We start from the raw sequence: 26,950 nt of genomic DNA on the forward strand, positions 1-26,950 counted from the left end.
GAGCGTCACGCCCTCAAGGTACAGGTGGTCAGAGCAAGGTCACCAAGCCGACCACGGCTCCGGCGGCCAGTCCGAGCACCAGGGCGAGCAAGAGGATCACACCCACGTCGACCTGCCGGTGCGACCGCAGCGTGGCCGTCTGCCCGGCCCGCCCCCGCGCCGGATCGACCTGTTCGGTGTCGTCGGGCCGGGTGTAGCCGAGGTGCTGGCTGCCCGACAGCAACCCGTACCCGCTGACCTGCACCCGGTGTTCGTCGATGGGGTGTTCGTCGAGGGGGTCCTCGACGGCGGAGTCCTCGACGACTGGGTCCTCGGCATTCTTGACGGTCTCGGTCTCGGGCTCCTTGACCGGCAGCGGTTTGCCGGGCAGCGGCTTGTCGGGCAGCGGCGTGCTCGCCGCCTGGGCGCGCAACGCCTCGGCCAGCAGCTTCTCCGGATCGTCCGCCGAGCTCACGGGCTCGACGTTAGCCCGGCAACGCGTCCTTGACCCACTCGCCCCGGCGCAGCACGGCCTCAAGGCGCAGGTCCTCGTCGAGCAGAACCAGGTCCGCGGCCAGGCCCGGCGCGATCGCACCGGTCTTGTCGGCGAGGCCGAGCACCGCGGCCGGGCGCGTGGCGGCCGCGTGCGCGGCGGTCACGATGTCCACCCCGCACGCGCGCACGAGGTTGCGGAACGCCACGTCCATGGTCAGCGTGCTGCCGGCCAGCGACCCGCTCGCCCCGGCCAGCGTCGGCACACCGTTCTTGACGTGCACTTCGAGGTTGCCGATGTGGTAGGTCCCGTCGCCCGCGGCGGCGGCCGCGATCGCGTCGGTGATGAGCACGGTCCGGCCGGTGCCCGCGTGCCGCGTGGCCATCCGCACGACGGCCGGGTGCAGGTGGACCAGGTCGCAGATCAGCTCGACGGTGATCCGCTCGTCGTCGAGCAGCGCGCCGATCGGGCCGGGTTCGCGGTGGTGCAGCGGGCGCATGCCGTTGAACAGGTGCGTCGCGACCGTCGCCCCGGCCTCGACGGCGGGCATGACCTGGTCGAACGTCGCGTCGGTGTGGCCGACGGCGGCGATCACGCCCCGGTCGACGAGCAGCCGGACGGCGTCGATCGCGTGGTCGCGTTCCGGCGCGATGGTGACCATGCGGACCGCGCCCGCGTCGAGCAGGGTGCGCACCGAGTCCAGGTCGGGGTCCTGCAGGACCGCCGGGTCGTGCGCGCCGCAGCGGGCGGCGGACAGGAACGGGCCTTCGAGGTGGATGCCGTCGATCAGGCCCGCGCTGACGAACTCGGTGAGCGCACGCACCTGACCGGCCAGTTCGGGAATCGGCCGGGAGACGAGGCTCGCCAGCAACGTGGTGGTGCCGTGGGCGCGGTGGGCGGCAACGCCCCGCTCGACCGACTCGCGGTCGGCCGCGGTGAACGCCGCGCCGCCACCGCCGTGGCAGTGGATGTCGACGAACCCGGGCACGACCCAGCGGCCCTTGGCGTCCACCACCTCGTGTTCACCGGCGGGTGCCGCACCCGCGCCGACCTCGGCGATCGTCCCGTCGACGACCCGGATCCAGCCCGGGTCGAGCACCTCGGAACCGGTCACCACCCGGCCGCCTGCGATCAGCAGCTCCGCCATGCGCGCACACCTCGATTCGTCCAGACCATTTCATAGTATTGGTCTGAACCACGTGAGGCGATCAGCCAGGCGTGTTCATCACCCGCTGCAACGCCTCGAGCGCTCGGCTCGCCGTGGACTTCACGGTGCCCTTGGAAATCCCGGCCGCTTCGGCGATCTCCGCCTCGGTGAGGTTGCCGTAGTAGCGCAGCACCAGCACCTCGCGCTGGCGCGGCGGGAGCTGCGACAACGCCCGCACCACGGACTGGTGTTCCGCGGTGAGCATCGCCAGGCTCTCCGCCGACCGGGCGTTGACCGCGTGCGGCGGGTTGTACTCGCGTGCGGTCTTGCGCCGGCGCAGCACGCTGCGCGAACCGTTGACGACCGCGGTGCGCAGGTAACCGACGGCGGCGGCCGCGTCGCGCAGGTTGCCCCAGTTCCGGTGCAGGCCGGTGAACGCCTCCTGCACCACGTCCTCGGCCGTCGCCGGCTCGTCGACCAGCAGCAACGCCAACCGCACCAACCGCATCCGGTGGGTGCGGTAGAGGTCTTCGAGGGTGAGTGGTGTCTCCTGCGCGGGTTGCCCGGGAGCCACCGGCGTATCGATGGCGCGCAGCCGCGTCAGCGTCTGCTCGACGCTGCGTTCCGCCGTCGCCTCGCCGGACGCGGGCGGTCTGCCGTCATTGCGTTCCCCTGCCACAGGAAAAACCCTACCGGGCGGTGAAAGAGGCATATGGCTCTTGGCCGTGGGACACGGTCGGCAACAGGTCACGACTTCGACGAGCGTCGGTAGCATCGCGCCCATGGGCTGGTTCACCGTGGACGTCACCTACACCGAGGACCGCGACCTGCTGATGGCCGTGCGGCCGCGGCACCGCGACTACCTCAACGAGCTCATCGAGAAGGGCACCGTGATCGCCGCCGGTCCGTGGGCCGACGACCTCGGCGGTTTCACGATCTTCAAGGTCGACGACCGCGCCGAGCTGGACGAGCTGATCGCCCGGGACCCGTACACGGTCGAGCGCGTGGCGGCCAAGCGGCACGTGCGCGAATGGAAGCCCCTGCTCGGGGCGTTCGCTCAGTAGGTGCCGCCGAGCTTGCGGTGGTCCCAGCTGACCACCCTGGTCGGCGTGAACACGAGGCCGACCCGCTTGGCGGCCTGGGCCTTGACGAACCCGGGATCGGCCGCTCCCGCGTGCTTGGTCAACAGCTCGACGCCGATCGCGGTGATCTCGTCGACGTCTTCGATGATGGCTACGTCGCACTCCATGCTGACCCCACGCAGCTGGTCGTAGGTGTCGCCGGACTCGACGAGCACGGTCGCCTGCGCGAGCCGTTCGAGGTTGCGGACCTTCTGCGACGAGCGGTAGGTCCAGGTCGCGATGCCGTCGCCACGCGGGACGAACCAGACCGCGACCAGGTGCGGGCGCCCGTTCGGCCCGATGGTCGCGACGTTCGCGGTCCGGCTCTGCGCCAGGAACGCCCGCGCTTCCCCGGGCGTCATGACGATCTGCGCGCGACGAGACATCAGTGCCTCCGCTCCATCGAGGCGGCACCACCGGGTCCGACCGGCCGCGAGGATTCGGCGCCGCGCTTCGCGATGTCCTCCAGCGCGGCCGAGTCGGCCTTGCGCACGCGCCCGGCGATGGCCCCGCCCAGCTCCACGACCGGCGGCAGCAACGTCCGGAAGACCTTGAGGGCGCCGACCCAGCCCGGCACGTGGACGGTGCGGTCGCGGCGCAACACGCCCTTCTCCAGCGCCTCGATCGCCACCTCGGGTGGGTAGGTCTTGCCGATGGGGCCGGGCATCGCGGCGCGCAGCGGGCCGAAGACCGGGTGCTGGTCGGCGCTGGTGACCAGGTCGGTGCCGATCCACGTCGGGTGGGCGACGCCGACCTTGACGCCCAGGTGGCGCACCTCCGCGCGCAGGCTGTTGCTGAACGCCTCGACGCCCGCCTTGGACGCGGCGTAGGCAGCCATGCCGGGCGCGTGCGTGACGGCGGCGAGCGAGGAGATCACCAGCACGTAGCCCTTGCGCTCGATGACGTGCGGGAGGGTGGTGCGCACCGTGCGCCAGACGCCGAGCAGGTCGACCTCGATGGTCCGCTCGAACGCGCGCGGGTCGATCGAACGCACGAATCCGGTGGCCGCGATGCCCGCGTTGGCCACCACGACGTCGATCCCGCCGAACCGCTCGACCACGGCGTCGGTCGCGGCCTTCAACTCGTCCCAGTCCGAGACGTCGGCCTCGACGTGCATCGCGTCCGGGCCGCACTCGATGGCGACCTTGGCCAGCTCGTCGGGTTCGAGCCCGACCAGGGCGAGCTTCGCTCCCCGCACGGCGAGGCGCTTGGCGAGCCCGGCCCCGAGACCACGCGCGGCCCCGGTGATCAGGACGACCTTGCCGTCGACGTCGTGGTTGCGGGCGAACAGGTTCGTGGCTCCCATACGGCCACGGTAACCCAACCTACCGTCAGTAAGCTACTGCTAAGTAGGAATCTGATCGACCGCGCTTGGTGCGAGGGTGTCGAAAACGCGGCGCCGGCTCCGTCCCCCGGTCGGACGGCCACAGGGGCCGCGCCACACGGGAGGAAATCGTGACGATCCAGCGCATGGACAACGTGGGCATCGTGGTCGACGACCTCGCGGCCGCCACCGCGTTCTTCGTCCCCCGGCATCCGCCGGATCATGTTCGCCGTCGAGGACATCGAGGCGGTCCTCGCCCGGCTGCGCGCCCGCGGCGCCGAACTCATCGGCGCGCTTGTGTCCTATGCGGACACCTAACCGGCTCTGCTACGTCCGCGGACCGGAAGGCATCATCGTCGCGCTGGCCGAGAAGCTCGGCTGACGCACCCCACACCGGAAAGGACCGCAACCCATGGCCGTCGCCGATGACCTGGACCGCGCCATCGACTCGAAGTGGGACTGGGTCGCCGAACAAACCCGCAAGTACATCGAATCCGGTGGCACCGAGGGCCACGAGTCCGGCGACCTGCGCGTGCTCGTGCTGGCCACGACCGGGCGCAGGACCGGCTGGCCGCGCCGCAACTGCCTGATCTACGGCACCTCGGGCGATGACTTCGTGGTCGTGGCCTCCAAGGCCGGTGAAGACGACGATCCGGCGTGGTTCAAGAACCTCGTGGCGGACCCGAGCGTCGGGGTGCAGGTCGGCACGCGCCGGTTCACCGCCCGCGCCCGCGTCGCGACCCCGGCCGAGCGCGAGCAGCTCTGGCCGCAGATGGTGGGCATCTTCCCGCTGTACGCCGAGTACGCGCAGAAGACCGACCGCGTGATCCCGGTCGTCCTGCTCTCGCCCCAGGACTGACCCCAGGTCTGACCAAACGACGACCGATTCGTTCAAGGCCGGGGCCTGCGCCCGGTGCCAGGCTGTCGGCGTGACCCCGAACCTCGACGCCGCCGCGTCCTTCCTCGCCCAGCACGGCCGGCTGCTCGACCGCCGTCGGTTCGAGTTGCTGCTCGGCCGGGCCGACGCAGCCGCCGTCTTCGCCGCCGTCGACGGCTACCGCAACCCCGACGGCGGCTACGGCTGGGGCCTCGAACCCGACCTGCGCGCACCGGAGAGCCAGCCCGGCGGGGCCTTGCACGCCTTCGAGGTGTTCGAGGAGCTCGCCCCGGTCACGACTCCGCACGCGGCGCGGCTCTGCGACTGGCTCGCCTCGGCGTCCCTTCCGGACGGCGGCCTGCCGTTCGCGTTGCCGATCGCGGACCCGGCGGGTTGCGCGCCGTTCTGGGTGCAGGCCGACCCGAACCGGTCCGCGCTGCAGAGCACCGCCTTCGCGGCCGCCGCGGCGTTGCGGGTCGCTCGTCACGACGAGGCCGTGCGCACGCACCCATGGCTGACGGGCGCGACCCGGTACTGCGTGCGCGCCATCGAGGAGCTGACCGAGGCACCGCACGCCATCGTGCTGTCCTTCGCCGTGCAGTTCGTCGACGCCGCGCACGGCTTCCACCCGGACGCCGCCGCCCTGCTCGACCACCTCGCGGCGTTCGTCCCGGCCGACGGCCTGGCCGCCGTCGCGGGTGGCGCGGACGGGGAAACGTTGCGCGCCTTGGACTTCGCGCCGTCGCCGGACCGTCCGGCGCGTGCGTTGTTCAAGCCCGCGGTGATCGACGCCGAACTGCGGCGCCTCGCCGACCAGCAGCAGCCGGACGGCGGCTGGCTGGTCGACTTCGACAGCTACTCCCCGGCCGCGGCCCTCGACTGGCGCGGCTACGCCACCGTGCGCGCGGTGTCGGTGTTGCGGCGCAACGGAATGCTCTAGTTCGACGCCGTGGTCAGGTCGTCCAGCTCCTCGGCGGTCAGCTTCAGGTCGGCCATCGGCAACAGGCCGTTGAGCTGCTCCACCGTCCGCGCCGACGCGATCGGCGCCACCACGGTGGGCTGGGCGGCCAGCCACGCCAGCGCCACCGCGGGCACCGACGTCTCGTGCGCCGCGGCGACCCGGTCCAGCGCCGCCAGCACCCGCTCGCCGCGGTCGTCGAGGTAGGCCAGCGATCCCTGGGCGCGCGGCCCCTCGACCCGTGCGTTGCGGTCGCGGTACTTGCCGGTCAGGAAACCCTTGGCCAGTGCGAAGTACGGCAACGCCTGCATGCCTTCGCGCTCCAGCAACGGCACGTAGGTCGACTCGAACTCGCGCTCGACCAGGTTGTAGTGCGGCTGCAGCGCCACGTACTCCGCGAAACCCTCCCGGCGCGAGACGGCCAGCGACTCCGCCACCCGTTGCGGCGACAGGTTCGACGCCGCGAGGTAGCGGACCTTGCCCGCCGTCACCAGTTCGTTGAACGCGCCGAGGGTCTCCTCCAGCGGCACGTCCGGGTCGTCGAAGTGGGCGTAGTAGAGATCGATGTGGTCGACGCCGAGGCGGCGCAGCGAGTTCTCCGCGGCGGTCGCGATGTTCGACGCCGACAGGCCTTCGAAGCCGGGCATGCGGGCGACCTTGGTGGCCACCACGATCCGGTCGCGGTTGCCCCGCGCCGCGAGCCAGCGGCCGATGATCTCCTCCGAGCGCCCGCCGCGGCTGCCGTCCTCGCCCCGGCCGTAGGAGTCGGCCGTGTCGATGAAGTTGCCGCCGGCCTCGGCGTACGCGTCGAGCACGGTGAACGAGGTCGCTTCGTCAGCGGTCCAGCCGAACACGTTGCCGCCGAGGTTCAGCGGGAACACGTCGAGTTCGGTCTTCGCGATGATCGTCATGACACCGAACGTAATCCTGTGGTACGCCAGATGGCGAACGATTCAGACGTGACTTAATCCCCTCCGGCCGACCGCGTCGAGCGCTCGTAGGATTCCGCCGAGAGCACCCCTGCGAGGAAGGACCCCCGATGCCCATCGCCACTCCCGAGGTCTACGCGGAGATGCTGGACAAGGCCAAGGCGGACGAGTACGCCTACCCGGCCATCAACGTGACCTCCTCCGAGACGCTCAACGCCGCGCTGCGCGGCTTCGCCGAGGCGGAGAGCGACGGGATCGTCCAGGTGTCCACCGGGGGCGCCGAGTTCGCGTCCGGCACCAAGGTCAAGGACACGGTCACCGGCGCGGTCGCGCTCGCCGAGTACGCGCACGTCGTCGCCGCGAAGTACCCGGTCAACATCGCGCTGCACACCGACCACTGCCCCAAGGACAAGCTCGACGGCTACGTGCGCCCGCTGATCGCGATCAGCCAGGAGCGCGTCGACGCCGGCGGCAACCCGCTCTTCCAGTCGCACATGTGGGACGGCTCGGCCATCGACCTCGACGAGAACCTGCAGCTCGCCAGCGAACTGCTCGCCGCCGCGGCCAAGGCGAAGATCGTGCTCGAGGTGGAGATCGGCGTCGTCGGCGGCGAGGAGGACGGGGTCGCCAACGAGATCAACGAGAAGCTCTACACCGCCGAGGGCGACTACCTGAAGACGATCGACGCGATCGGCGCCGGCGAGAAGGGCCGCTACCTGCTGGCCGCGACGTTCGGCAACGTGCACGGCGTCTACAAGCCCGGTGCGGTGAAGCTGCGCCCGGAGGTGCTCAAGCGCGGCCAGGAGGTCGCCGCCGAGAAGCTCGGCCAGCCGGCCGGCTCGAAGCCGTTCGACCTGGTCTTCCACGGCGGGTCCGGCTCGGCGCTGGAGGAGATCCACGAGGCGATCTCGTACGGCGTGATCAAGATGAACATCGACACGGACACGCAGTACGCCTTCACCCGACCGATCGCGGGCCACATGTTCGCCAACTACGACGGCGTGCTCAAGATCGACGGCGAGGTCGGCAACAAGAAGGTCTACGACCCGCGCAGCTACCTCAAGGTCGCCGAGCAGGCCATGGGCACCCGCGTCACCCAGGCGTGCGAGCAGCTCAAGTCGGCTGGCCGGATGCTGGCGGGTTGATCGGCAGGCCGACGTACAGGTTCAGGAAGCCGCACGCACGGCAGCCGTGCGCCTCGACGTAGTACCTCGGCCTGTGCGTCACCTTGAGGCCGGTCCACGCGCTGCGCTGCGGGGGGCCGGAAACCCACGTCGTCATGCCGACGCCACCACCGTGGAGGAGTTCCGGGAGGAAGCCGAACTCGAGGTCGGCAGACCCGCAGGCGGCGCACTTGCGTTCGCTCATGCCCGGAAAGCTAACGGCCACTGATCCAGGAAGATGGCGATATGACGAACTTGCTGGGACCGGAACCGACGCGGTTGCCCGACCGCCCCGAGCCGCAGAAGGCGCTGGAGAGCGGCACCTCGCCGACCGAGGTGGCCACGCAGTGGCCCGACTTCAGCGAGGCGTGGGCGACGCTCGCGGAGCAGGCGCTCGAGGGCGGCGAGCCGGTCATGGCCTACGCCTACGCACGGACCGGCTACCACCGCGGCCTCGACCAGTTGCGCCGCTCCGGCTGGAAGGGGCACGGCCCGATCCCCTGGGACCACCGCCCCAACCAGGGTTTCCTGCGTGCGTTGGGCGCACTCGCCAAGGCCGCCAAGGCGATCGGGGAGACCGAGGAGTACGAGCGTTGCTCGCAGTTCCTGGTCGACTCCGACCCCGAGGCGGCCAAGGCGCTGGCCTAGATCGTCCGCAACCAGGCCAGGGTGCGCGGCAGGGCGGCCTTCGCCGAGCCGAAGTGATCAACCTGGGCACCGAAATCGGTGAGGTGCACCCCGAGGCCGGCCGCTCTGAGCTGGTTGACACAGTGCCGTGAGTTGGCGATCGTGACGTCGCGGTCGCCGCTCGCGGCCATCATCAGCACCGGCACGTGCGGGTGCCAGTCGCACGTCGTGTCGCCGCCGTCGATCAACCCGCGCAGCGCACCGCTCGGGTGCCGCAACCGGTCGATCCACTCCTCGGTGAACAGCTCCTCCGGGGTCGCCGGCAGCTGCGGCACGATGTCCTCGACGTCCTTCGTGCCGTCGAACAGCCCCGGCACGAACGCGTCGTACGGCGCCTTGAACACCTCGGACGCGGTGGCGTAGAGCGGCGTGATCCGGTTCCAGGCGATCGCCACGTACGACAGGTAGTAGTTGGCCGAGTAGCCGTCCAACCGCCCGTCGAACGCCGCCGGGATCTCGGCGCCGCGCAGGTCGTACGGGCCCGAGACCGGCGCGACGCCACGCAGCCGCCAGAACCGGTCGGCCCCGGCCTGCACCTGCTTGGCCAGCCCCATCGCGACCCGGCCGCCCTGCGAGAAGCCGGTCACCGCCACCCGCCGGTCCACCGTGAGGTGCTGGTCGCGTGCGAACTCCCCGGCGGCTCGCAGCATGTCCAGCGACGCCGACACCTCGGTCGGCAGGTGCCCGTACGGGTGCGTCCCGGGTCCCTGGCCGAGTCCGAGGTAGTCCGGTGCCACCACGAAGTTGCCCGCCGCCGCGTAGTAGAGCGACGCGATCCCCGCGAGGCTGTCCAACTCCGTGGACGGCGCGTAATCCTTGCGTGCCAACGTTCCGTGCGTGTGCACGACGGTCGGCACCACCCGGCTGTGCCGCTGCGGCACGATGACCAGACCGGTCGCCGTCGTCGGTTCCCCCTGCACGCCAACGGTTCGGTAGGTGAGGCGGTACGTCCGCACACCGGTGCGGACCTGGCTGGTGTCGGCGCCGCCGTCGGCGAGCACCGCGGTCACCCCGGCCGCGTCCAGCCGGTCGAGCGCCGTGGCGGCGACCAGGGTGCCCGGTCTGGGCGCGGCGGTCGCGGCCGGCGCGCCGACGACGGCAAGCCCGGCCCCCAGGGCGACCGCCGTGATCAGTGTCTTTCGCATGGCGAAGACGCTAGGGACGATGAACGGCGCCGCCGAGCGGGCCAGCACGCCTACCGTGGTGGGGTTTACTCCACCGAAAGGGCCGCGAGTTTGCGTTCCAGGTGCCTGCGTTCGGCGTCCGTGCTCGCCAGTTCGCGTGCCTTGCGGAACTCGACCGCGGCCTCGTCGTCGCGCCCGAGCCGGTGCAGCAACTCGCCGCGGGTGGCGGGCAGCAGCACGTACTCGGCGAGCTCGTCGCCGATCTCGTCCACAAGGGACAGTCCAGCGGCCGGTCCGTCGGCCATCGCGACCGCCACCGCCCGGTTCAGCCGGACCACCGCCGACGGGACGAGCTGGACCAGGGTGCCGTAGAGCCCGGCGATCTGCGGCCAGTCGGTCTCCTCGGCGGTGCGCGCGGTGGCGTGGCACGCCGCGATGGCGGCCTGGACCTGGTACGCCCCAGGGGATCGCCGGCGCAGCGCGCCCTCCAGCAACGCCACGCCCTCCGCGATCTCCGCCTGGTCCCAGCGCGACCGGTCCTGCTCGTCGAGCGTCACCAGCTCGCCCGCATCGTCCACTCTGGACTCGCGGCGGGCGTCGTGCAGCAGCATCAACGCGAGCAGGCCCACGGCCTCCGGCTCGTCCGGCATCAGCTCGACCAGCGCGCGGGCCAGCCGGATCGCCTCCGCCGACAGCGACCGGCGGATCAGGTCGGCCCCGGCGCTGGCCCGGTAACCCTCGTTGAACAGCAGGTACAGCACGGCGAACACCGCGCTCGTGCGCTCCGGCAGCAGGTGCGCGGGCGGCACCCGGTAGGGGATGCCCGCGTTGCGGATCTTGCGCTTGGCTCGCACGAGGCGTTGGGCCATGGTCGATTCGCTGGTCAGGAACGCCCGGGCGATCTCGCCGGTGGTCAGGCCCGCGAGCGTGCGCAGCGTGAGCGCGACCCGCGCCTCGAACGGCAGCGCCGGGTGGCAGCAGGTGAAGATCAGCCGCAGGCGGTCGTCCTGGACCTCGAAGTGCTCGGTTTCCGGGTCGGGCACGTCGAGCATGGCGACCTCCCGCAGCTTGGCCTGTTCGTTGGCGCCGCGGCGCAACCGGTCCATGGCCCGGTTGCGCGCGGTCGTGGTCAGCCAGGCGGCGGGGTTGCGCGGGACGCCGTCGAGCGGCCACCGTTCCAAGGCCTTGGCGACGGCGTCCTGCGCGCACTCCTCGGCGAGGTCCCAGTCGCCGGTGACCCGGATCAGCGTCGAGACGATCCGGCCCCACTCGGTGCGGTAGACCGCCGCGAGCGCCTGCTGTGCGGCGTCCGCTTGGTCTTCCGAGCGATCGGCGTCGGTCATGCCGGCCAGAGGGGACGGACCTCGATGGACACGAACGGCGCCGCCGGGTGCTTGGCCGCGATGGCGAGCGCGTCGTCGATGCCGGGGCACTCGATGAGGTCGAAGCCGCCGATCTGCTCGGCGGTCTCGGCGAACGGCCCGTCGCTGACGAGGACTTCGCCGTCCCGGACGCGGACGGTGGTGGCGTCGCTGGTCGGGCGCAACCGGGCACCGAGGTGCCGCGTGCCGACCTCGGCGATCTCCTTGTCCCACGCGATCAGCTCCGGATCGTTGTCCAGGTCGGCGTTGCTGCCGTCGGGCTGGCCGATTTCGTTGCCACAGATGAAGAGCAGGTACTGCATGTCGGTCTCCTGAAGCCTGGCGGGTGCGAGTTTTCCACACCCGGGTAGTTGTCCACAGATTCCGCCGAACCCTCGTTTCCCCTGCTCAACGCGATAGACTGGACCTGGGCTGCCCCCCGGGATGGGCGGGGGTTTGGTCTTGTACAGGGGTGACGGTTTCGGTCAGTCTTGTGGTTGGGGGCCGGTCGGTGTGTCCGGTGTGATCGGGCGGTCCGGCCACAGTGGACGGATCTCGATCGTCAGGTCGTCGATGCCCGGGTGGCGGGCGGCGTAGTCGAGCACGTGGTCGAGGTCCGGCGCCTCGACCAGGTCCAGGCCGCCGATCTGCTCCGCGGTCTCGGCGAACGGGCCGTCGGAGACCAGCACCTGGCCGTCACGCACGCGGACGGTCTTCGCGTCGCGGGTGGGGCGCAGCTTCGCGCCGAACTTGACCGCGCCGGTCTGCTCGACGTGCGCCACCCACTCGTGCGATGCCGGGTCGCCGGCGAGTTCCGCCGCGCTGATGTCCGGCCACGTCGACTCGTCGCCGCAGATGAACAGCAGGTAATCCATCATTCGTCCCAGAGCGGGCGGATCTCGATCGAGCCGATCGCGGCGAACGGGTGCTTCGCGGCCACCTCGATGGCCTCGTCCAGGTCCGCGCACTCCATGACGTCGAAGCCGCCGATCTGCTCGGCGGTCTCGGCGAACGGGCCGTCGGAGACCAGCACCTGGCCGTCGCGCAAGCGCTGCGTCTTCGCCTCGGCGGCCGGACGCAGGCGGCCGCCGAGCGTGCGCAGGCCGCGGCGCTGCACTTCGTCCAGCCAGGCCTGCGGGCTGCGCTCGTGCGACGGCGTGCCGACCTGGCTCGCCGCCTTGTCATCAGCGCAAATGAGGAACAGATAACGCATCGCGGACTCCTAGTTCGTCGATCTCGTGCAGTATCACGACGATCGGCCCGCCGGGAAATCGACACACGCGAAAGGGCGGCCCCGATCGGGACCGCCCTTCGCGCGAAACCGCAGGTCAGCAGGTGCCGAGCATGTCGCCCAGGGCCGCTTTCTCCGCTTCGTTCACGGTGAGGTCGTACTTCGTCTTCACCTGGATGTAGGCCTCGGCGTACTGGCACCAGTCGTCCTGCGACGGCGGCTTCCACACGTCCGGGGTCTTGTCGCCCTTGGACTGGTTCACGTTGTCGGTGACCGCCCAGAGCTGCGGCGCGTCGAGGTCGTTGGCGAAGGCCTCGCGCTGATCGATGGTCCAGTCCGCCGCTCCGGTGCGCCACGCGTCGGCCAGCGGCACCATGTGGTCGATGTCCACATCGGACGGCGAGGTCCAGGTCTCGCCGTCGTACGGGCTGGTCCAGCTGCCCGAGGTCGCGTAGCAGTCCGAGCCGACCTCGACGCCGTCACCGTCGCGCTTGAGCACCTCCTCGCGGGTGTTGCAGCTGCCCTCGACGGTGTGCCAGTGCGGGAACTCGTCGCGCGAGTAACCGTCCATCGTCCCGTCCGGGGCGACGGTCAGCATCGAGAGCTCGCTCTGCGCGGTCCCCGCGTCCGGGATCCCCGGCGGCGTCGCCTCGGCCGCGCCCGAGGTGAGCGCGATGGTGGCGCCCGTGACAAGTGTTAACGCGGCGCCGCACGCCCACGCTTTCCCCGACCTGGTTGACATCTTGCCTCCGTGTCATGCGTCACGTGAAATCGCAACGACCATGACGCATGGGGAGGAACAAGCGCAACACCGATGGGTGACACTCTGTAGACGGAAAGTGAACACCGGGCGGTAACCGGCATAACGCAGCGAAGTCAGACCCATCGGCCTGGGCGGTACGGCCCACCGGCCTTGATCCAGACGGCTTACCGCGACCCGCAGTCGATCAGAGCAACCCGCGCACGGCCCGCAGATCCTGCGTGTGCCGGTACCACGTCCAGCGCGAGACCACCCGCTCGTGCGCGACGCCGTCACGCACCACCGTCGTCGGCACGCTGCCGAGCTGGAACGCCCGCCCGTGGAACGACGTCGTGCGCTTGCCCAGCAGCCCGGTCTTGGTGACCTCGACCAGCAGCCCGGCCCCGCCGGTCGGGTCCGGCGTCACCTCGATCCGCCCGGCCTGCCCGCGCAGCGCCACTTCGTCGTCGCAGTAAGCCACGCCACGCACGCCGCGGATCAGGCCGGCGCCGACGAGCACCCCGCCCACGTCGTCGCGGATCAGCGGCAGCGGGTCGATGTCGCCGCCCAGCGCGAGTTCGACGGCCCGTCCCATGTCCTCCGGCAGGCCCCACAGCCGCGCGACCCGGGACGTCCCCGCCGGCACGAACCCGACCGGCACGTCGGCGAGGCGCTCGGCCCGCAGCAACCGCAGCACCACCGCGGCCAGGTCGGCGTCGGTGCCGACCACGACGAGCCGCTCCCCGTCGAGGCGCTTCAGCACCGGATCCAGGTCGGCCTTGCCCGGCCGGGACGTCACCCGAACGAGCTCGACGCCGTCACGTTGGGTGAGCGCGGGAGCCGTCGCTGTATCGCCTGGGTTTCCGCAGGCCAGCACGAGTGCGTTCACCACAACCTCCTGGGCTAGTGTCGCCACCGGCATTCGCGCCGCGACAACGGGGAGTTTCACATGCCTGCCATCGTGCTCATCGGGGCCCAGTGGGGTGACGAAGGCAAGGGGAAGGCCACCGACCTGCTCGGTGAGCGTGCTCAATGGGTCGTCCGCTACCAAGGCGGCAACAACGCCGGTCACACGGTGGTGCTCCCCGACGGCCAGGATTTCGCGTTGCACCTGATCCCGTCGGGCATCCTCACGCCCGGCGTCACCAACGTGATCGGCAACGGGGTCGTCGTCGACCCCGGCGTGCTGCTCGACGAGCTCGCCGGGCTCGAGGCCCGCGGCGTGGACACCTCCAGGCTGCACATCTCGGCCGACGCGCACTTGATCATGCCGTACCACGTGGCCATCGACAAAGTCACCGAGCGCTACCTCGGGAAGGCCAAGATCGGCACGACCGGCCGCGGCATCGGGCCCGCCTACCAGGACAAGGTGGCCCGCGTCGGCGTCCGCGTGCAGGACCTGCTCGACGAGAAGATCCTGCGCCAGAAGGTCGAAGCCGCGCTGGACGTGAAGAACCAGATCCTCGTCAAGGTCTACAACCGCAAGGGTCTCGACCCGGACGAGGTCGCCGAGACCGTGCTGACGGCGGGCGAGAAGTTCGCGCACCGCATCGCCGACACGCGCCTGGAGCTGAACAAGGCGCTGGACCGCGGCGAAACCGTGTTGCTGGAAGGCTCGCAGGGCACCCTGCTCGACGTCGACCACGGCACCTACCCGTTCGTCACCTCGTCGAACCCGACGTCGGGCGGCGCGAGCGCCGGTTCCGGCATCGGCCCCACGCGGATCAGCACCGTGATCGGGATCCTCAAGGCGTACACCACGCGCGTGGGTTCGGGTCCGTTCCCGACCGAGCTGAACGACGAGATGGGCGAGCGGCTGCGCAAGACCGGCGGCGAGTTCGGCGTGACCACCGGGCGGTCCCGGCGCACCGGCTGGTTCGACTCCGTGATCGCGCGCTATGCCTCGCGGGTCAACGGGATCACCGACTACTTCCTGACCAAGCTCGACGTCCTGTCCGGTTTGGACACCGTGCCGATCTGCGTGGCGTACGAGGTCGACGGCAAGCGCACCGACGAGATGCCGATGACGCAGACCGACGTGCACCACGCCGTGCCGGTGTACGAGGAGATGCCGGGCTGGTTCGAGGACATCTCGCACTGCCGCACGTTCGAGGAGCTGCCCGCCAACGCGCGTGCCTACGTCGAGCGGCTCGAGGAGTTGTCGCTCGCGCGGGTGTCGGCGATCGGCGTCGGCCCCGGCCGTGACGAGACCATCGTCCGCCACGAGCTGACCTAAAGGCTGGGCAGGGGCCGGCCGACGACCGCGTCGCTCACGCACACCGTGGCGCCGGTGTTGTTGTGCCACAACCGGACCTTGGCCACCGGGCCGTCCACGACCACGTAGAGCACGTGCAGCCCGGCCTGGAACGTCACGTCCTGGCTGGTGACGCCGGCCTGCACGCTGCCCGGTGCCTGCTGCGCGGAGTAGTAGCCCAGGCGCAGCACCAGTCGTTGACCGTCCTTTGTGGACGTCAAGGGCACTTCGGTGGGCTCGTTGCCGACCGCGTACCCGCAGTCGCGCACCGGACCCGCCGGGGCGGGCACCGCACCGACCAGCTCGATCGGCCGGGGGATGCCGAGCCCGTCGATCATCCGCAGGTCACCGCCGGGTGCGTCGAACGCGGGGACGCCGGGCAGGTGGCCCAGCACGGTCGAGGTCCGGGCGATGGGGCCGAACCACGACACCATGACGTCCTGCGGCACGCCCGTGTCGTAGAGCGTCGTCTCCGGCTGGCGGCCCAGGGCCTCCTGCGCCGTGCGCACGTAGTCTTTGGCGTGGGCGTGCGAGTACTGCGGCCACGCGGTCATCGCCGTGACCACCGTGCCCAGCACGAACGCGGCCGTGACGACGGCGAGCGTGGGACGCAGCCACCGCAACGTCCTGGGCTCGACGGGTTCGACCTGGTCCGCCGGGCGCAGGAACGCGAACGACGCGCACAGCACCGCCATCGGCACCGCGTCGGCGACGTACCTGGGGTCGTTGCCCGCGTCCGGGCCGAACTGCGGCAGCCGGGCCACCGCGAGCAGCGCGACGATCGCCAGCAGGTACCCGGCCAGCACCAGCCAGGCCAGCACCGCGCGGGAGCGCCGCAGCACGATGCTGCCCGCGATGACCAGCACGGTCAGCAGCCCGACGGCGAGCGGCACCCACGTCGCGCTGAACGCCCAGACCGTCGTGTACGGCTCGGCCGCCGTCCACGGCCCGCCGAACGACCACGGCAGGAACGTGTTGCCGATCAGCTTCCCGATGAGGAGGAAAACCCCGTCCAGCGAACCGATGCCGCCAGGGCCGTCGGTGTGGCTGAGGTAGGCGATCAAGTACGCGAGGTCGAGGATGGCGTAGACCGCCCAGAGCGGCCAGAGCGCCCGCAGCCGCTTGGCCTCGCTGAGCAGCAGGGTCAGGCCGACCACGGCCAGCGGGATCAGCAAAGCCTTGTCCCAGAAGAACAATCCCCCGATCGTCCACGCGATCGCGGCCACCGCGTGCCACTTGCGCCCCCTGGCGAGGAACCGGGTCTGCGCGAGCAACGCGCCGAGCAGGGCGACGACCAGCGGCACGGTCTCCAGCGCTTGGGCCCACCAGAGCATCGACGTGAGCAGCGCCGGGGCCAGCGCGAACGCCGTGAACGGGACGAGCACGGCCCAGCGCGTGCCGAAGATCGCGGTCAGCAGCCGCCACGCCAGGAACAACGCGAGCAGGTGCAGGACCAGGATCGGCGCGACCGCGACCGGGTAGTTCACGGGCGCGAGCTTGGTGACCAGCCAAACGAGCAGGTTGCCGCCCGGCGTGATGTTGCCGTTGTGGTTCGCGAACAGGTAGGCGCCGGTCAGCGGCTGGTTCGCGGCGCGGTCGATGAGGACGAAGTCGTCCTGCCAGAAGTAGCCGCGCAGCACGAGCACGGCCTGCCACGTGAACGCGCCGAACGCGACCAGCAGGGCCGTGAGGCGTTCGGGAACCTCGGTCTCGGGGCGCTGTTCGGTCTTCGGCCGCGCGTCATCGACCAGTGTCCCGTCCGCCATGGGTTGGCAGCATGGCGCAGATCGCGCGCCGAGGACAGCACCCGGTGGCATGCTGGACCGATGACATGCGCACACCTGCAGTCGGCCGCCGACCGGCAGCCCCCGGCCACCCTGGAATGCGAAGACTGCGTCGCGGCCGGCCGTCGTGACTGGGTGCACCTGCGGATGTGCCTGTCGTGCGGCCACGTCGGCTGCTGCGACTCGAGCCCCGCCAAGCACGCGTCCGCGCACTACGGCGAGACGCAGCACCCGGTCATCCAGTCGGTCGAACCGGGCGAGACCTGGCACTGGTGCTTCATCGACGAGGCCATCAGCGCCTAGGCACAACTTCGCTGCTCGGGGGCAGGGTGGTGCGGCGAGTCGGGTGCCGGGGAACTAGTCTTTCTGGTCGTGCGCGTACTGGTGATCGGGGCAGGCGCCCGGGAGCATGCCCTGGCGCTCGCCCTGTCCAAAGACCCCGACGTGACCGCCCTGGCCTGCGCGCCGGGCAACGCGGGCACCGCGGCCATCGCCGAGCAGTACGGCGTCGCCGCGTCGGAGCCCGCCGCGGTCACCGAACTGGCCAAGACCTGGGGCGCCGACCTCGTGGTCATCGGACCCGAGGCGCCGCTGGTCGCCGGTGTCGCCGACGCCTTGCGCGCGGCCGGGTTCGACTGCTTCGGGCCGAGTGCCGAGGCCGCGCGCATCGAGGGGTCGAAAGCGTTTGCCAAGGACGTGATGAACGCCGCCGGCGTGCCGACCGCGCACAGCGAGGTGGTCGACAACCCGGCCCGCCTCGATGCGGCGCTCGGCCGGTTCGGCCCGACCTGGGTGGTCAAGGACGACGGCCTCGCCGCGGGCAAGGGCGTCGTGGTGACCACGTCCCGCGACGCGGCCCGCGCGCACGCCATGACCTTGCTCGACGGTGGCCACCCGGTGCTGCTCGAGTCGTTCCTCGACGGTCCCGAGGTGTCGCTCTTCTGCCTCGTCGACGGCGCCACCGTGGTGCCACTGCTGCCCGCGCAGGACTTCAAGCGCGTCGGCGACGGCGACACCGGCCCCAACACCGGCGGCATGGGTGCGTACGCGCCGCTGCCGTGGGCGCCCGCGGACCTCGCCGACGACATCGTGCGCACCTGCGTCCAGCCCGTGGTCGACGAGCTCGCCAACCGCGGCACCCCGTTCGCCGGGCTGCTGTACGCCGGGCTGGCGCTGACGTCGGTCGGCCCGCAGGTGATCGAGTTCAACTGCCGCTTCGGCGACCCCGAGACCCAGTCGGTGCTCGCGTTGCTGCGCAGCCCGCTCGGCCGCGTGCTGCAGGCGGCGGCCCGGGGCGAGCTGGCCCAGCAGCCACCGTTGGAGTGGGCCGAGGGTGCCGCGGTCACCGTGGTGCTCGCGGCCGACGGCTACCCCGGCGTGCCTCGCACCGGCGACGTGATCACCGGCGCCGACACCGAGGGCGTGCTGCACGCGGGCACCCGCCGCCGCGACGACGGCGCCGTGGTGTCGGCGGGCGGTCGCGTGCTGTCCGTGGTGGGCGTGGGCGACGACCTGGCCGGTGCCCGTGACGCGGCGTATCGGCTCGTCGAGCGCATTCACCTGCCCGGCGCACACCACCGCACGGACATCGCTCTGCGTGCCGTGCTTGGTGAGATCGGCGCAACGACCGCGGGCTGACCGGGAACCGTTCGGAGTCTTTCTTCGTCCAAGTTCAGGTTCACCACGGCTGCCATTGGTAGCCTTCGAGGCGAGACCGGCCTGTCACCGTCTGTACGGGGGTACGCGACGTGGTGCACGACAACGCGAACGTGAGCGCGGCGGTGAGCGCCTTGAGCATGATGCCCGGCGGCTTGTTCGCCGGCGTGGCCGCCGCGCTCGAAGCGATCCCCTCGATGCCCCAGTCGGGCAAGATGGTCGTCAACGCGAACAACATCCTCGGCGCCGCCAAGATCATCCGCAGTCAAACGGAGACGCTCAAGAAGACGCTGCAGGACCGCAGTCGTGACCTGGTCGTGCAGGCGGCCGGTGCCGACTCCGTCAGCACCTATGCGGCCCAGAGCTGGAACGACAACCTGGTGTTCCGCGACGACAGCTATTCCATGCGTGTGAGCGACTACGTCAAGAGCCTGGAAACGGTCGTCGGTCAGTTGAAGGATGCGGCCGTGCAGTACGGCTTCACCGAGGACGAGATCACCCAGACGTTCGGGAAGCCTGGTGCGTAGTCGCTCCGCAGCCGTGGCGGTCGCTTTGGCGGCCGCCACAGTCACGATCGGCGGGTGCACCAGCACGGAGGCCGGGACGCCGCAGACCACGACACCAGGCGGCGGCGGTACCTCCGGCCCGCCACCCGGAACGATCACGACCGCGCAGCCAGGACAGCCCACGGTGGCGATTCCGCCGCGGCCCAAGACGCTTCCGCTGGACAACGTCGAGCCTTGCTCGCTATTCGACAGCAATGCGCAGAAGCAGCTCCAGATTTCCGAGGAGCCCGAGTCGCGCGTCTCAACTGATGTCTACAAGGCAAAGCAGTGCATGTTGAACGTCGTCACCGAGGACATCGACTACAGCTACTTCGTCTCGGCGATCACCACTGAAGGCATCGGGGCATGGCTGGATGGTCAGCGTGTCGTCGTGGCGAAGCTCGTGTCGGTCGAGGGCTACGCGGCGGTCGACTACTACCCGAAGGGCACGGGGCCGTCGAACGGCAACGCCGGGTGTAGCACCGCGGTCGACGTCGCCGACGGCCAGCAACTTGACGTGTCGATGAGGCCGTTCGGCAAAACGGGCTTGAGCCAGGACCAGGAATGCCAGATGACCGAGAAGGCGGCCGCACTCGCCGTCGCCACGTTGCAGAGCGCGAGGTGAGCATGCGATGACCGGCAACGACCTCCGATTCGCGGGCTACGACAATGCCCAGCTGGCCAACGAGATCAACCTCTTGCGCAGTGGCGCGGGCGCCGAGTCCTTCTACACCGCGGTCGATGCGCTGAAGACGATCGCGACCAGCCTCTCCGACACCGACAAGACGCTGCGCCAGCAGTTGCAGAGCATCGGCGTCGAGTGGGACAGCGACGCGAGCAAGGACTTCAGCGTCGTCGCCAAGGACCAGGCCGACTACGGCGCCGGCGCCGACGAGACCATGTCCGAGTCGGCCAGTGCGGTCGACGCGCAGGGCCAGGTGTTCAGCCACGCCCGCGACGTCCTGCCCAACCCGGGCGACCTGCAGGGCGACACGAAGACCAACTTCCTCGACGACACGGTCTCGACCCTGCTCGGTCACGAGACCGACCACGCCAAAGAGGTCAAGAAGACCAACGAGGCCCGCGAGCGGACGATCACCGCGCTGGACAACTACAACAACCAGACCAACGAGAACCTCGGCCAGTACCAGTCGCTCCCGGTGCCGCCCAACATGGAGCTGTCCGCCAAGCCGATCGTGAGCACCGGCGGCACGTCCGCGCAGAGCTTCACCGGCGGCCAGGGCTTCGCGCCCAGCGGCAGCGGCCCGGATTCCTTCGGCGCCAACAACAACGCGTTCCCGACCGGCGGGGGGCACACCAGCCAGACCCCTGGCTTCCCCGGCACCGGCGGCCCGAACGTCCCCGGCTCGGGCGGAAACCCGGTGCCCGGCAAGCAGATGGGCGTCGGTCCGGTGCCGACCGGTGCGGGCGGGTTCCCGAACGCCGGTGGGCAGACGCCACTGCGGACCGGGCCGGTCTTCAACAGCGAGTCGGCGCTCGGCGCGGCCATCGCGGCGGGCACCGGTGGTGGTGCGGCGGCCGGGGCCGGTGACGCCGAACGCGGTCCACGCAGCCCGCGCGGCGCCATGGCCGGCCCGGAGGCCGAGGCCCGCGCCGCCGCGTCCGGGCGCAGCAGCGTCAGCTCCCTGTCCAGCCTGCCCGAGGACGAGGCCCGCGCGGCCCGCAACGCCGAACGCCTCGCGCCCAAGGGCCGCTCGACCGGCTCGATGATGCAGCCCGCCACCGGCGGCACGCGTGACGACGAGGACGAAGAGCACGTGCGCAAGTTCGCGGTCGAGTCCGACGACGTCTTCGCCGACGACCGCATGGTCATCGGCTCGGTGCTGGGTGAGGACGAGTAACGCCCTTGTCCGACAGCCTGGTCTTGTCCGCGCTCGAGTTCGACGTGTTGTGGGAGTCCCTCGACCTGCCGCCCAAGCACGTGGCGCTCGACGTGCCGAGCCCCGGCATGACCCACACCGAACGCCGTGAGCTGGTCGCGAAGGCGTGGCGCTCGCTGGGCGAGCGCGGTCTGGCCGACGGCACCCGCCCGGACGGCGATCTGCTCGACCGGCTGATGCTGCTCGCCCACCCCGAGCTCAGCATCGACAGCTGGGTGTGGACCGACCGGCAGATCTCCGCGCTCACCGTCGCCTCCGGCGAAGGGGTCGCGATGGGCGTGGTCGACGGCGACGAGGTGTGGCTGATCCCGGTCCGCGACACCGCGCTGGCCGAGGCCGCCGTGTCGATCGCCGGCGAGCTGGGCCCCGGTCCCGGCCGGTCGGTCAGCCTGCCGTCGGAGGTCGTGCAGGACGCCGACGAGCTGGCCAAGGGCGACCCGCACCGGTTCGTCGCCGCGCTCGAGGAGGCCCGGGTCGAGCTGAGCGAGGCCCAGGTGCTCGCGGGCATGCTCTCCGGTGCCGTGCTGCGCGGGCAGGTCGGTGTCGAGCGCCGGCGCCGGGACCATCGGATGGTGCGGGCCGACCGGGTCGTCGCCTTCCACGACACGGCCGCCGGTCGCTACCTCTACCTGCGCAAACCCAGTACCGACGGCCGGCTGTGGAGCACGGTGACCCCGGCCGACAACCGCAGGCTCTCGGCGAGCGTGCAGGAACTGGTCGACGAAGTGTGACAACACCGGGTGAACAGGGAACCGCGGCCCGTGTGGACGCGTCCCACCAGGGCACCGGACTTCAAGGGGGTACGTCGAGGTGGGTAATCCCAAGTACAACCTGGACGCGATCGAGCACTGCCGCACGGCGGTGAGCACGTTGCACGGTCCGGCCGGCGCGGCCGGTGACGACCTGCCGAAGGACGTGCCCGCCTCGATGTTCGGCGAGCTGGCCCACTCGAGCGACGTCGCCGCCGCGGTGAGCGCCCTCGCCACCAAGGCCAGCGACGAGTACGACAAGGCCGACACGGTGCTGCAGGGCGTCGACCGCGCGCTGGACGCGATCCTCACCACCGTCAAGAACGTCGAGGACGGCAACGCGCAGAATCTCGCGGGGAACTGAGGGGTCGAGCGGAGATGACAAACCAGGAATCGGTTCGCGCGTTGCCCGGTTCGGCGGCGCCCGCCCTCGCGAACATCGCGGACAAGGTCTACAAGGCCGACCTCGGCGGGATCGAAGGGCTCAAAGCCAAGCTGACCGGCGCGGCCGACAACTTCACCAACAACGTCGAAACCAAGCTCAACCCGGCGGTCCAGGGGCTCGACGACGCGTGGCAGGGCCAGTCGGCCGACCAGTTCGTCGCCTACATGGGCAAGTTCAAGACCGCGGGCACCCAGGTCCACCAGGCGCTGACCGACGCCGCCGGTGACGTCGAAGCGGCGCACGGCGCGCTCGACGAGGCCCGCACCAACCTCGAAGGCACGTTCGGCCGGCTCCTGCAGGACGCGACCGAGCAGAAGCCGCCGGCCGAGCAGGTCGAGGAGGGCGGCGAGGACTGGGCCGCGGTGTGCGACCGGATCGCGGGTCAGTACGCGGCCGAGGTCACCCAGCACATCAACAACGCGAACACAGCGCTCGGCAACATCGCCACCACGCTCAAGGGCCGCGCGGGTGAGATCGCCGCCGGGTTCAGCTCCATCCCCGCGGCCAACGACCAGGTGTTCACCCCCGCGCCCGGTCACAAGGTCGAGTGGGTGCCCACGCCCGAGGACGAGGGGAAGACCGCGCCGAGCGGCACCGGCGACGGCTCGGACCCCGGCAACGGCAACGGCTCGAACGCGGGCGGCTCGAACTCCGGTGGCTCGGACAACGGCGGCGGGGGCACGTCCGCCGGACCCGGTGGGGGCGGCAACAACGGCGGTGGCGGTGGCATGGGCTCGAGTGGCCCGCCGCCCACCGAGATGCCGCCCGGCAACGTCGACGAGTGGATCAAGGAAGCGATCAAGGTCCTGCAGGCCCACGGCGTCAACGTCTCCGAGGCCGACATCCCGACCATCTGGGCGATCATCCAGCACGAGTCCGGCGGCAACCCGAACGCGATCAACAACTGGGACTCCAACGCTGCGGCGGGCCACCCGTCGAAGGGCCTGATGCAGTGCATCGACTCGACGTTCAACGCCTACAAGATGCCGGGCTACGACAACATCTACGGCCCGGTCGACAACATCTGCGCGGGCGTGAACTACGCGATCTCCCGGTACGGCTCGCTTTCCAACGTTCCCGGTATCGCCTCAATGGCAAGTGGCGGCGGCTACAAGGGGTACTGATTCCTCGTTAGGCTCGCGGGGTGACCGACGAGGCTCGCCTGCTGTCCGTGGCCGCCCGCGCTGGGGTGGCGCCATTCCACGTGATGGACGTGCTCGCCGCGGCCAGGGCCCGCCAGCAGGCGCGCGGGGATGTCGTGTCCCTCGCGCCGGGCGAGCCGTCCGCGGGCGCGCCCCGACCCGTGCGCGAGGCCGCCGCGCGGCTGCTGCGCACCGACCAGCTCGGCTACACCGAGCAGGAGGGCATCCCGCCGCTGCGCGAGGCGATCGCCGGGCACTACCGGCGCACGCTCGCGCTCGACGTCGAGCCGCACGAGGTGCTGGTGACCACCGGCTCGTCCGGCGGCTTCCTGCTGGCGTTCCTGGCGGCGTTCGACGTGGGCGACCGGGTGGCCATGGCGTGCCCCGGTTATCCGGCCTACCGCAACATCCTCACCGCGCTCGGCTGTGAGGTCGTCGAGTTGCGGTGCGGCGCGGAGACCCGGTTCCAGCCGACCGTGGCGATGCTCGACGAGCTGCCGCCGATCAAGGGCCTGGTCGTCGCGAGCCCGGCCAACCCGACCGGCACCGTGCTCGCCGCCGGCGAGCTGGCCGCCATCGCCGGTTGGTGCGCCGAGCGGGGCGTGGCCCTGATCAGCGACGAGATCTACCACGGCATCGACTACTCGGGCACGGCCACGAGCGCGTGGCAGTACAGCCGCGAGGCGATCGTGGTGAACTCGTTCTCCAAGTACTTCGCCATGACCGGCTGGCGGCTGGGCTGGCTGCTGGTGCCCGAACGCCTCCGCCGCCCGATGGCCGCGCTGACCGGCAACTTCACGATCTGCCCGCCCAACCTGTCCCAGCAGGCGGCCGTGCACGCGTTCACCGAGGAGTCCTACGCCGAGCTGGACGGTCACGTCGAGCGCTACCGGCGCAACCGCGACGTCCTGCTGAGCGGGCTGGCCGAACTCGGCCTAACCAAGGGGGGTGGGCCCGAAGGGCAGGGGGGCGGGGAAAGCAAGGGGGGTGGGCCCGAAGGGCAGGGGGGCGGGAAAGGCACGGTCGCCCCGGCTGACGGTGCCTTCTACGCCTATGCCGACATCTCGCACCTGACCCACGACGCGATGAGCTGGTGCCAGCGGCTGCTGGCCGACACCGGCCTTGCCGTGGTGCCCGGCATCGACTTCGACCCGCAGCTCGGCAACCGGTTCATCCGGATGTCCTTCGCGGGCGACGAGAAGGACATCCGCGAGGGGCTGCGGCGCCTCGGCGGCTGGCTGGGGAACTGACGACGCCCGCAAAACGTTCAGTTCATGAGATTCTTCAGGGGATCCGAAATCGGGGAGGACTTCGTGGGAACGTTCGTGAAAGTGGTACTCGCCCTCGTGGCGATCTGGATCGCCTTCATGGTGATCGGGTTCGTCCTGAAGGCGGTCGTGACCTTGGCCATCATCGGCGCCGTGATCACGGTCGGCGTCGTCGGCTACAACGCGATCAAGGGCAGCTCGCGCAAGCAGATTCGCTGAACCGGTGGTCTGAGCAGGCCTGACGGGTGAGGATGTCGGCGTGTCCGACATCCCCCGCTCCGGTGCGCGGCGCGCGGACCCCACGGAACCGGCGCTGTCGGCCTGGGAGCTGCGCACCGACCTGCCGATGACCGCGCTGGCGTTCTCGTTCCTCGGCGTCTACGCCTGGCAGGTGCTCGGCACCGAGAAGTCGCCGGGGCTGCACGACGCGCTGGACACCGTCATGTGGGTGATCTGGGGGATCTTCGCCGTCGACTACCTGATCAAGTTCGCGCTGGCCAGGCACAAGCCCCGGTTCTTCGTCCGCTACCTGTTCGACCTGGTCACCGTCGCGCTGCCGATGGTCCGCCAGATGCGGGCGCTGCGGTTGATCACGATCATCTCGGTGCTCAACCGGCAGGTCTCGGGCACCATCCGCGGCAAGATCGGCCTGTACGTCGCGGGGGCGACGCTGTTGGTCGGCGTGAGCGCCGCGCTGTCGGTGCTGGAGGCCGAGCGCGCCAGCCCCGACGCGACGATCAAGACGTTCCCGGACGCGTTGTGGTGGACGCTCACCACGATCTCCACCGTCGGCTACGGCGACCGGTACCCCGTCACCACCGAGGGCAGGCTCGTCGCCGGCGCGTTGATGATCGGCGGGATCGCGCTGCTCGGTGTGGTCACCGGCGTGATCGCGTCCTGGTTCGTCGACAAGATCTCCGGCGCCGAGGAGAACATCGAGCGCACCACCCGCGAGGAGATCGCCGAGGTCCGCGTGGAGCTCGCCGCGTTGCGGGAGCTGTTGCTGGCCCAGCAGCACAACGGCCAGGTCAGTGCACAGCGTGAATCCGGGTCAGGGCATCCCTGATCTGCTCGGCGGAGACGTCCCGGTGCGTGACGAACCGGACCTTCCCGCTCATGGGCGTGCCCAGCACGCCGACCCGGGCGAGCCCGGCCAGCGCGAACTCCACGTCCGGCACACCGGCCAGCACGATGTTGGTCTCCGGCGGGTCCACCTGCCAGCCGAACTCGGTCAGACCCTCGGCCAGCGCACGTGCGTTGGCGTGGTCCTGGGCCAGGTCGTCGATCCGGGACAACGCCACCAGCCCGGCCGCGGCGAGCACGCCACCCTGCCGGATCCCGCCGCCGAGCATCTTGCGCACCCGCCGCGCCTCGGCGACGAACTCCACCGACCCGCCCACCAGCGAGCCGACCGGTGCGCCGAGGCCCTTGCTCAGGCAGACCTGCACCGAGTCGGCGCCGACGGTCAGCGCGGCGGGTGGCAGGCCCAGCGCCACCGCGGCGTTCCACAGCCGGGCGCCGTCCAGGTGCACGGTGAGCCCGGCTTCCTTGGCCACGGCGACCAGCTTGGCGTGGTCGTCGGGCTGGGTGACCGCCCCACCCGCGCCGTTGTGGGTGTTCTCCAGCACCAGCAGCGACGTGCGCATCGTGTAGTAGGGGCCCTTGCCGCCGATGGCCGCCGACAGCTCCTGCGGGGTCGGCTTGGCCGCCAGCGGGTCCGGCATGCCACCGGCGAGCCAGGCCGCGGTGCCGAGTTCCGCGCCGAGCACGTGCGCGCCGCGCGGCGCGAGGAACCGGTCGCCGCGGCGCAGGTGGATCATCAACGCGATCAGGTTGCCCATGCTCCCGCTCGGCACCCAGAGGGCCGCGTCCACGCCGACGCGCTCGGCCACCGTCTCCTCGAGCTCGCGCATGGTGGGGTCGTGGTCGAGGACGTCATCGCCCACTTCGGCGGCCGCCATCGCGGCTCGCATCCGCTCGTCGGGCCGGGTGACGGTGTCCGATCGGAGGTCGATCGCTGCGGCGGTGGTCACGATTAGATCTCATCACATCCGCGGTTTCGCCCCGCCGGGT

34 protein-coding genes are annotated in these 26,950 nt (G+C 70.8%); 18 read left to right on the top strand and 16 right to left on the bottom strand.

Features of this window, described 5'->3' with window-relative positions; all coding sequences use genetic code 11:
• Positions 1–28: 28 nt before the first annotated feature.
• The 3 genes from EV186_RS06465 to EV186_RS06475 form a co-directional block, all read right to left on the bottom strand.
• Complete coding sequence (locus EV186_RS06465) at positions 29–454, bottom strand: hypothetical protein (RefSeq protein WP_133848110.1); 426 nt, start codon at positions 452–454, stop codon at positions 29–31.
• Between the two features lie 10 nt (positions 455–464).
• Positions 465–1,619 (bottom strand): N-acetylglucosamine-6-phosphate deacetylase, encoded by a 1,155-nt coding sequence (gene nagA, locus EV186_RS06470; protein WP_133848111.1) that lies wholly within the window; start codon positions 1,617–1,619, stop codon positions 465–467.
• A 61-nt stretch (positions 1,620–1,680) separates the two neighbouring features.
• Positions 1,681–2,298, bottom strand: coding sequence for a SigE family RNA polymerase sigma factor (locus tag EV186_RS06475; protein ID WP_133848112.1), 618 nt, complete (start codon positions 2,296–2,298; stop codon positions 1,681–1,683).
• 103 nt (positions 2,299–2,401) lie between these two features.
• Between EV186_RS06475 and EV186_RS06480 the strand changes: the two genes are divergently transcribed.
• Positions 2,402–2,683: a YciI family protein gene (locus tag EV186_RS06480; protein WP_133848113.1), complete on the top strand. Its 282-nt coding sequence runs from the start codon at positions 2,402–2,404 to the stop codon at positions 2,681–2,683.
• Here the strand turns inward: EV186_RS06480 and EV186_RS06485 are convergent.
• A complete protein-coding gene (locus EV186_RS06485) occupies positions 2,677–3,126 on the bottom strand; it encodes a pyridoxamine 5'-phosphate oxidase family protein (protein WP_133848114.1) in 450 nt (149 codons plus the stop codon). The genes EV186_RS06480 and EV186_RS06485 overlap by 7 nt on opposite strands.
• A complete protein-coding gene (locus EV186_RS06490) occupies positions 3,126–4,046 on the bottom strand; it encodes an SDR family oxidoreductase (RefSeq protein ID WP_133848115.1) in 921 nt (306 codons plus the stop codon). The genes EV186_RS06485 and EV186_RS06490 overlap by 1 nt, the downstream gene beginning before the upstream one ends.
• A gap of 228 nt (positions 4,047–4,274) precedes the next feature.
• Here EV186_RS06490 and EV186_RS40675 point away from each other — a divergent pair, with 228 nt between their 5' ends.
• The 3 genes from EV186_RS40675 (at position 4,275) to EV186_RS06505 (ending at position 5,881) form a co-directional block, all read left to right on the top strand.
• Positions 4,275–4,382: a VOC family protein gene (locus tag EV186_RS40675; protein ID WP_341814442.1), complete on the top strand. Its 108-nt coding sequence runs from the start codon at positions 4,275–4,277 to the stop codon at positions 4,380–4,382.
• 94 nt (positions 4,383–4,476) lie between these two features.
• Positions 4,477–4,923, top strand: a complete 447-nt coding sequence (locus tag EV186_RS06500; RefSeq protein ID WP_133848117.1) for a nitroreductase family deazaflavin-dependent oxidoreductase — start codon at positions 4,477–4,479, stop codon at positions 4,921–4,923.
• A gap of 70 nt (positions 4,924–4,993) precedes the next feature.
• Positions 4,994–5,881 (top strand): hypothetical protein, encoded by an 888-nt coding sequence (locus EV186_RS06505; protein ID WP_133848118.1) that lies wholly within the window; start codon positions 4,994–4,996, stop codon positions 5,879–5,881.
• Here EV186_RS06505 and EV186_RS06510 read toward each other — a convergent pair.
• On the bottom strand, positions 5,878–6,810 hold the full coding sequence (locus EV186_RS06510) for an aldo/keto reductase (protein ID WP_133848119.1): 933 nt from the start codon (positions 6,808–6,810) through the stop codon (positions 5,878–5,880). The two genes, EV186_RS06505 and EV186_RS06510, sit on opposite strands and share 4 nt — an antisense overlap.
• A gap of 128 nt (positions 6,811–6,938) precedes the next feature.
• Here EV186_RS06510 and fbaA point away from each other — a divergent pair, with 128 nt between their 5' ends.
• Positions 6,939–7,973 carry a class II fructose-bisphosphate aldolase gene (gene fbaA / locus EV186_RS06515; RefSeq protein WP_133848120.1) on the top strand — a complete coding sequence of 345 codons (1,035 nt, stop codon included), beginning with the start codon at positions 6,939–6,941 and terminating at the stop codon, positions 7,971–7,973.
• On the opposite strand, the gene EV186_RS06520 is transcribed toward fbaA, so the two are convergent.
• The gene (locus EV186_RS06520) at positions 7,942–8,196 is read right to left on the bottom strand and encodes a hypothetical protein (protein ID WP_133848121.1); all 255 of its coding nucleotides are present in this window, start codon (positions 8,194–8,196) and stop codon (positions 7,942–7,944) included. The two genes, fbaA and EV186_RS06520, sit on opposite strands and share 32 nt — an antisense overlap.
• A gap of 41 nt (positions 8,197–8,237) precedes the next feature.
• Here EV186_RS06520 and EV186_RS06525 point away from each other — a divergent pair, with 41 nt between their 5' ends.
• Positions 8,238–8,639: a DUF3151 domain-containing protein gene (locus EV186_RS06525; protein WP_133848122.1), complete on the top strand. Its 402-nt coding sequence runs from the start codon at positions 8,238–8,240 to the stop codon at positions 8,637–8,639.
• On the opposite strand, the gene EV186_RS06530 is transcribed toward EV186_RS06525, so the two are convergent.
• From EV186_RS06530 to EV186_RS06560, 7 genes are all read right to left on the bottom strand, one after another.
• A complete protein-coding gene (locus EV186_RS06530; protein WP_133848123.1) occupies positions 8,636–9,823 on the bottom strand; it encodes an alpha/beta hydrolase family protein in 1,188 nt (395 codons plus the stop codon). The two genes, EV186_RS06525 and EV186_RS06530, sit on opposite strands and share 4 nt — an antisense overlap.
• Positions 9,824–9,888: 65 nt before the next feature.
• Positions 9,889–11,145, bottom strand: coding sequence for an RNA polymerase sigma factor (locus EV186_RS06535; protein ID WP_133848124.1), 1,257 nt, complete (start codon positions 11,143–11,145; stop codon positions 9,889–9,891).
• Positions 11,142–11,486 (bottom strand): YciI family protein, encoded by a 345-nt coding sequence (locus EV186_RS06540; protein WP_133848125.1) that lies wholly within the window; start codon positions 11,484–11,486, stop codon positions 11,142–11,144. Before EV186_RS06540 ends, EV186_RS06535 begins: the two co-directional genes overlap by 4 nt.
• Positions 11,487–11,648: 162 nt before the next feature.
• A complete protein-coding gene (locus EV186_RS06545; protein ID WP_133848817.1) occupies positions 11,649–12,038 on the bottom strand; it encodes a YciI family protein in 390 nt (129 codons plus the stop codon).
• Positions 12,038–12,376: a YciI family protein gene (locus tag EV186_RS06550; protein WP_133848126.1), complete on the bottom strand. Its 339-nt coding sequence runs from the start codon at positions 12,374–12,376 to the stop codon at positions 12,038–12,040. The genes EV186_RS06545 and EV186_RS06550 overlap by 1 nt, the downstream gene beginning before the upstream one ends.
• A gap of 115 nt (positions 12,377–12,491) precedes the next feature.
• A complete protein-coding gene (locus EV186_RS06555) occupies positions 12,492–13,136 on the bottom strand; it encodes an HNH endonuclease family protein (protein ID WP_133848127.1) in 645 nt (214 codons plus the stop codon).
• Between the two features lie 205 nt (positions 13,137–13,341).
• Complete coding sequence (locus EV186_RS06560) at positions 13,342–14,022, bottom strand: acylglycerol kinase family protein (protein ID WP_243753844.1); 681 nt, start codon at positions 14,020–14,022, stop codon at positions 13,342–13,344.
• Between the two features lie 60 nt (positions 14,023–14,082).
• Between EV186_RS06560 and EV186_RS06565 the strand changes: the two genes are divergently transcribed.
• Complete coding sequence (locus tag EV186_RS06565; protein WP_133848128.1) at positions 14,083–15,369, top strand: adenylosuccinate synthase; 1,287 nt, start codon at positions 14,083–14,085, stop codon at positions 15,367–15,369.
• Here the strand turns inward: EV186_RS06565 and EV186_RS06570 are convergent.
• Positions 15,366–17,153, bottom strand: a complete 1,788-nt coding sequence (locus EV186_RS06570) for a hypothetical protein (RefSeq protein WP_133848129.1) — start codon at positions 17,151–17,153, stop codon at positions 15,366–15,368. The genes EV186_RS06565 and EV186_RS06570 overlap by 4 nt on opposite strands.
• Before the next feature lie 60 nt (positions 17,154–17,213).
• Here EV186_RS06570 and EV186_RS06575 point away from each other — a divergent pair, with 60 nt between their 5' ends.
• The 11 genes from EV186_RS06575 (at position 17,214) to EV186_RS06625 (ending at position 25,943) form a co-directional block, all read left to right on the top strand.
• Positions 17,214–17,474 (top strand): UBP-type zinc finger domain-containing protein, encoded by a 261-nt coding sequence (locus EV186_RS06575; RefSeq protein ID WP_133848130.1) that lies wholly within the window; start codon positions 17,214–17,216, stop codon positions 17,472–17,474.
• A 69-nt stretch (positions 17,475–17,543) separates the two neighbouring features.
• The gene (purD, locus tag EV186_RS06580; RefSeq protein WP_133848131.1) at positions 17,544–18,809 is read left to right on the top strand and encodes a phosphoribosylamine--glycine ligase; all 1,266 of its coding nucleotides are present in this window, start codon (positions 17,544–17,546) and stop codon (positions 18,807–18,809) included.
• Positions 18,810–18,940: 131 nt separating this feature from the next.
• Positions 18,941–19,354 carry a hypothetical protein gene (locus EV186_RS06585; RefSeq protein ID WP_133848132.1) on the top strand — a complete coding sequence of 138 codons (414 nt, stop codon included), beginning with the start codon at positions 18,941–18,943 and terminating at the stop codon, positions 19,352–19,354.
• 13 nt (positions 19,355–19,367) lie between these two features.
• A complete protein-coding gene (locus EV186_RS06590; RefSeq protein WP_166659041.1) occupies positions 19,368–19,997 on the top strand; it encodes a DUF3558 domain-containing protein in 630 nt (209 codons plus the stop codon).
• A 7-nt stretch (positions 19,998–20,004) separates the two neighbouring features.
• Positions 20,005–21,234 carry a PPE domain-containing protein gene (locus tag EV186_RS06595; protein ID WP_133848134.1) on the top strand — a complete coding sequence of 410 codons (1,230 nt, stop codon included), beginning with the start codon at positions 20,005–20,007 and terminating at the stop codon, positions 21,232–21,234.
• Positions 21,235–21,239: 5 nt separating this feature from the next.
• A complete protein-coding gene (locus tag EV186_RS06600) occupies positions 21,240–22,004 on the top strand; it encodes an ESX secretion-associated protein EspG (RefSeq protein ID WP_133848135.1) in 765 nt (254 codons plus the stop codon).
• Between the two features lie 79 nt (positions 22,005–22,083).
• Positions 22,084–22,386 (top strand): hypothetical protein, encoded by a 303-nt coding sequence (locus tag EV186_RS06605; RefSeq protein WP_133848136.1) that lies wholly within the window; start codon positions 22,084–22,086, stop codon positions 22,384–22,386.
• A 14-nt stretch (positions 22,387–22,400) separates the two neighbouring features.
• On the top strand, positions 22,401–23,591 hold the full coding sequence (locus EV186_RS06610; protein WP_133848137.1) for a transglycosylase SLT domain-containing protein: 1,191 nt from the start codon (positions 22,401–22,403) through the stop codon (positions 23,589–23,591).
• A 20-nt stretch (positions 23,592–23,611) separates the two neighbouring features.
• Positions 23,612–24,859 carry a pyridoxal phosphate-dependent aminotransferase gene (locus EV186_RS06615; protein ID WP_424982127.1) on the top strand — a complete coding sequence of 416 codons (1,248 nt, stop codon included), beginning with the start codon at positions 23,612–23,614 and terminating at the stop codon, positions 24,857–24,859.
• A gap of 63 nt (positions 24,860–24,922) precedes the next feature.
• A complete protein-coding gene (locus EV186_RS06620; RefSeq protein ID WP_243753845.1) occupies positions 24,923–25,096 on the top strand; it encodes a hypothetical protein in 174 nt (57 codons plus the stop codon).
• A 40-nt stretch (positions 25,097–25,136) separates the two neighbouring features.
• A complete protein-coding gene (locus EV186_RS06625; RefSeq protein ID WP_243753846.1) occupies positions 25,137–25,943 on the top strand; it encodes a potassium channel family protein in 807 nt (268 codons plus the stop codon).
• Here the strand turns inward: EV186_RS06625 and EV186_RS06630 are convergent.
• Positions 25,906–26,913 (bottom strand): threonine aldolase family protein, encoded by a 1,008-nt coding sequence (locus tag EV186_RS06630; RefSeq protein WP_424982384.1) that lies wholly within the window; start codon positions 26,911–26,913, stop codon positions 25,906–25,908. The genes EV186_RS06625 and EV186_RS06630 overlap by 38 nt on opposite strands.
• Positions 26,914–26,950 lie beyond the last annotated feature (37 nt).

It is taken from the genome of Labedaea rhizosphaerae, from assembly GCF_004362825.1.
GTDB lineage: Bacteria > Actinomycetota > Actinomycetes > Mycobacteriales > Pseudonocardiaceae > Labedaea > Labedaea rhizosphaerae.

What these genes read in the sequence shown, in the direction of transcription:
- EV186_RS06530 (WP_133848123.1), bottom strand. Translation starts at nt 9,823, where the DNA reads ATGCGAAAGACACTGATCACGGCGGTCGCCCTGGGGGCCGGGCTTGCC.
- EV186_RS06485 (WP_133848114.1), bottom strand. Translation starts at nt 3,126, where the DNA reads ATGTCTCGTCGCGCGCAGATCGTCATGACGCCCGGGGAAGCGCGGGCG.
- EV186_RS06525 (WP_133848122.1), top strand. Translation starts at nt 8,238, where the DNA reads ATGACGAACTTGCTGGGACCGGAACCGACGCGGTTGCCCGACCGCCCC.
- EV186_RS06555 (WP_133848127.1), bottom strand. Translation starts at nt 13,136, where the DNA reads ATGTCAACCAGGTCGGGGAAAGCGTGGGCGTGCGGCGCCGCGTTAACA.
- EV186_RS06540 (WP_133848125.1), bottom strand. Translation starts at nt 11,486, where the DNA reads ATGCAGTACCTGCTCTTCATCTGTGGCAACGAAATCGGCCAGCCCGAC.
- EV186_RS06550 (WP_133848126.1), bottom strand. Translation starts at nt 12,376, where the DNA reads ATGCGTTATCTGTTCCTCATTTGCGCTGATGACAAGGCGGCGAGCCAG.
- EV186_RS06595 (WP_133848134.1), top strand. Translation starts at nt 20,005, where the DNA reads ATGACCGGCAACGACCTCCGATTCGCGGGCTACGACAATGCCCAGCTG.
- EV186_RS06565 (WP_133848128.1), top strand. Translation starts at nt 14,083, where the DNA reads ATGCCTGCCATCGTGCTCATCGGGGCCCAGTGGGGTGACGAAGGCAAG.
- EV186_RS06480 (WP_133848113.1), top strand. Translation starts at nt 2,402, where the DNA reads ATGGGCTGGTTCACCGTGGACGTCACCTACACCGAGGACCGCGACCTG.
- fbaA (WP_133848120.1), top strand. Translation starts at nt 6,939, where the DNA reads ATGCCCATCGCCACTCCCGAGGTCTACGCGGAGATGCTGGACAAGGCC.
- nagA (WP_133848111.1), bottom strand. Translation starts at nt 1,619, where the DNA reads ATGGCGGAGCTGCTGATCGCAGGCGGCCGGGTGGTGACCGGTTCCGAG.
- EV186_RS06490 (WP_133848115.1), bottom strand. Translation starts at nt 4,046, where the DNA reads ATGGGAGCCACGAACCTGTTCGCCCGCAACCACGACGTCGACGGCAAG.
- EV186_RS06610 (WP_133848137.1), top strand. Translation starts at nt 22,401, where the DNA reads ATGACAAACCAGGAATCGGTTCGCGCGTTGCCCGGTTCGGCGGCGCCC.
- EV186_RS06535 (WP_133848124.1), bottom strand. Translation starts at nt 11,145, where the DNA reads ATGACCGACGCCGATCGCTCGGAAGACCAAGCGGACGCCGCACAGCAG.
- EV186_RS06510 (WP_133848119.1), bottom strand. Translation starts at nt 6,810, where the DNA reads ATGACGATCATCGCGAAGACCGAACTCGACGTGTTCCCGCTGAACCTC.
- EV186_RS06570 (WP_133848129.1), bottom strand. Translation starts at nt 17,153, where the DNA reads ATGGCGGACGGGACACTGGTCGATGACGCGCGGCCGAAGACCGAACAG.
- EV186_RS06575 (WP_133848130.1), top strand. Translation starts at nt 17,214, where the DNA reads ATGACATGCGCACACCTGCAGTCGGCCGCCGACCGGCAGCCCCCGGCC.
- EV186_RS06520 (WP_133848121.1), bottom strand. Translation starts at nt 8,196, where the DNA reads ATGAGCGAACGCAAGTGCGCCGCCTGCGGGTCTGCCGACCTCGAGTTC.
- EV186_RS06500 (WP_133848117.1), top strand. Translation starts at nt 4,477, where the DNA reads ATGGCCGTCGCCGATGACCTGGACCGCGCCATCGACTCGAAGTGGGAC.
- EV186_RS06545 (WP_133848817.1), bottom strand. Translation starts at nt 12,038, where the DNA reads ATGGATTACCTGCTGTTCATCTGCGGCGACGAGTCGACGTGGCCGGAC.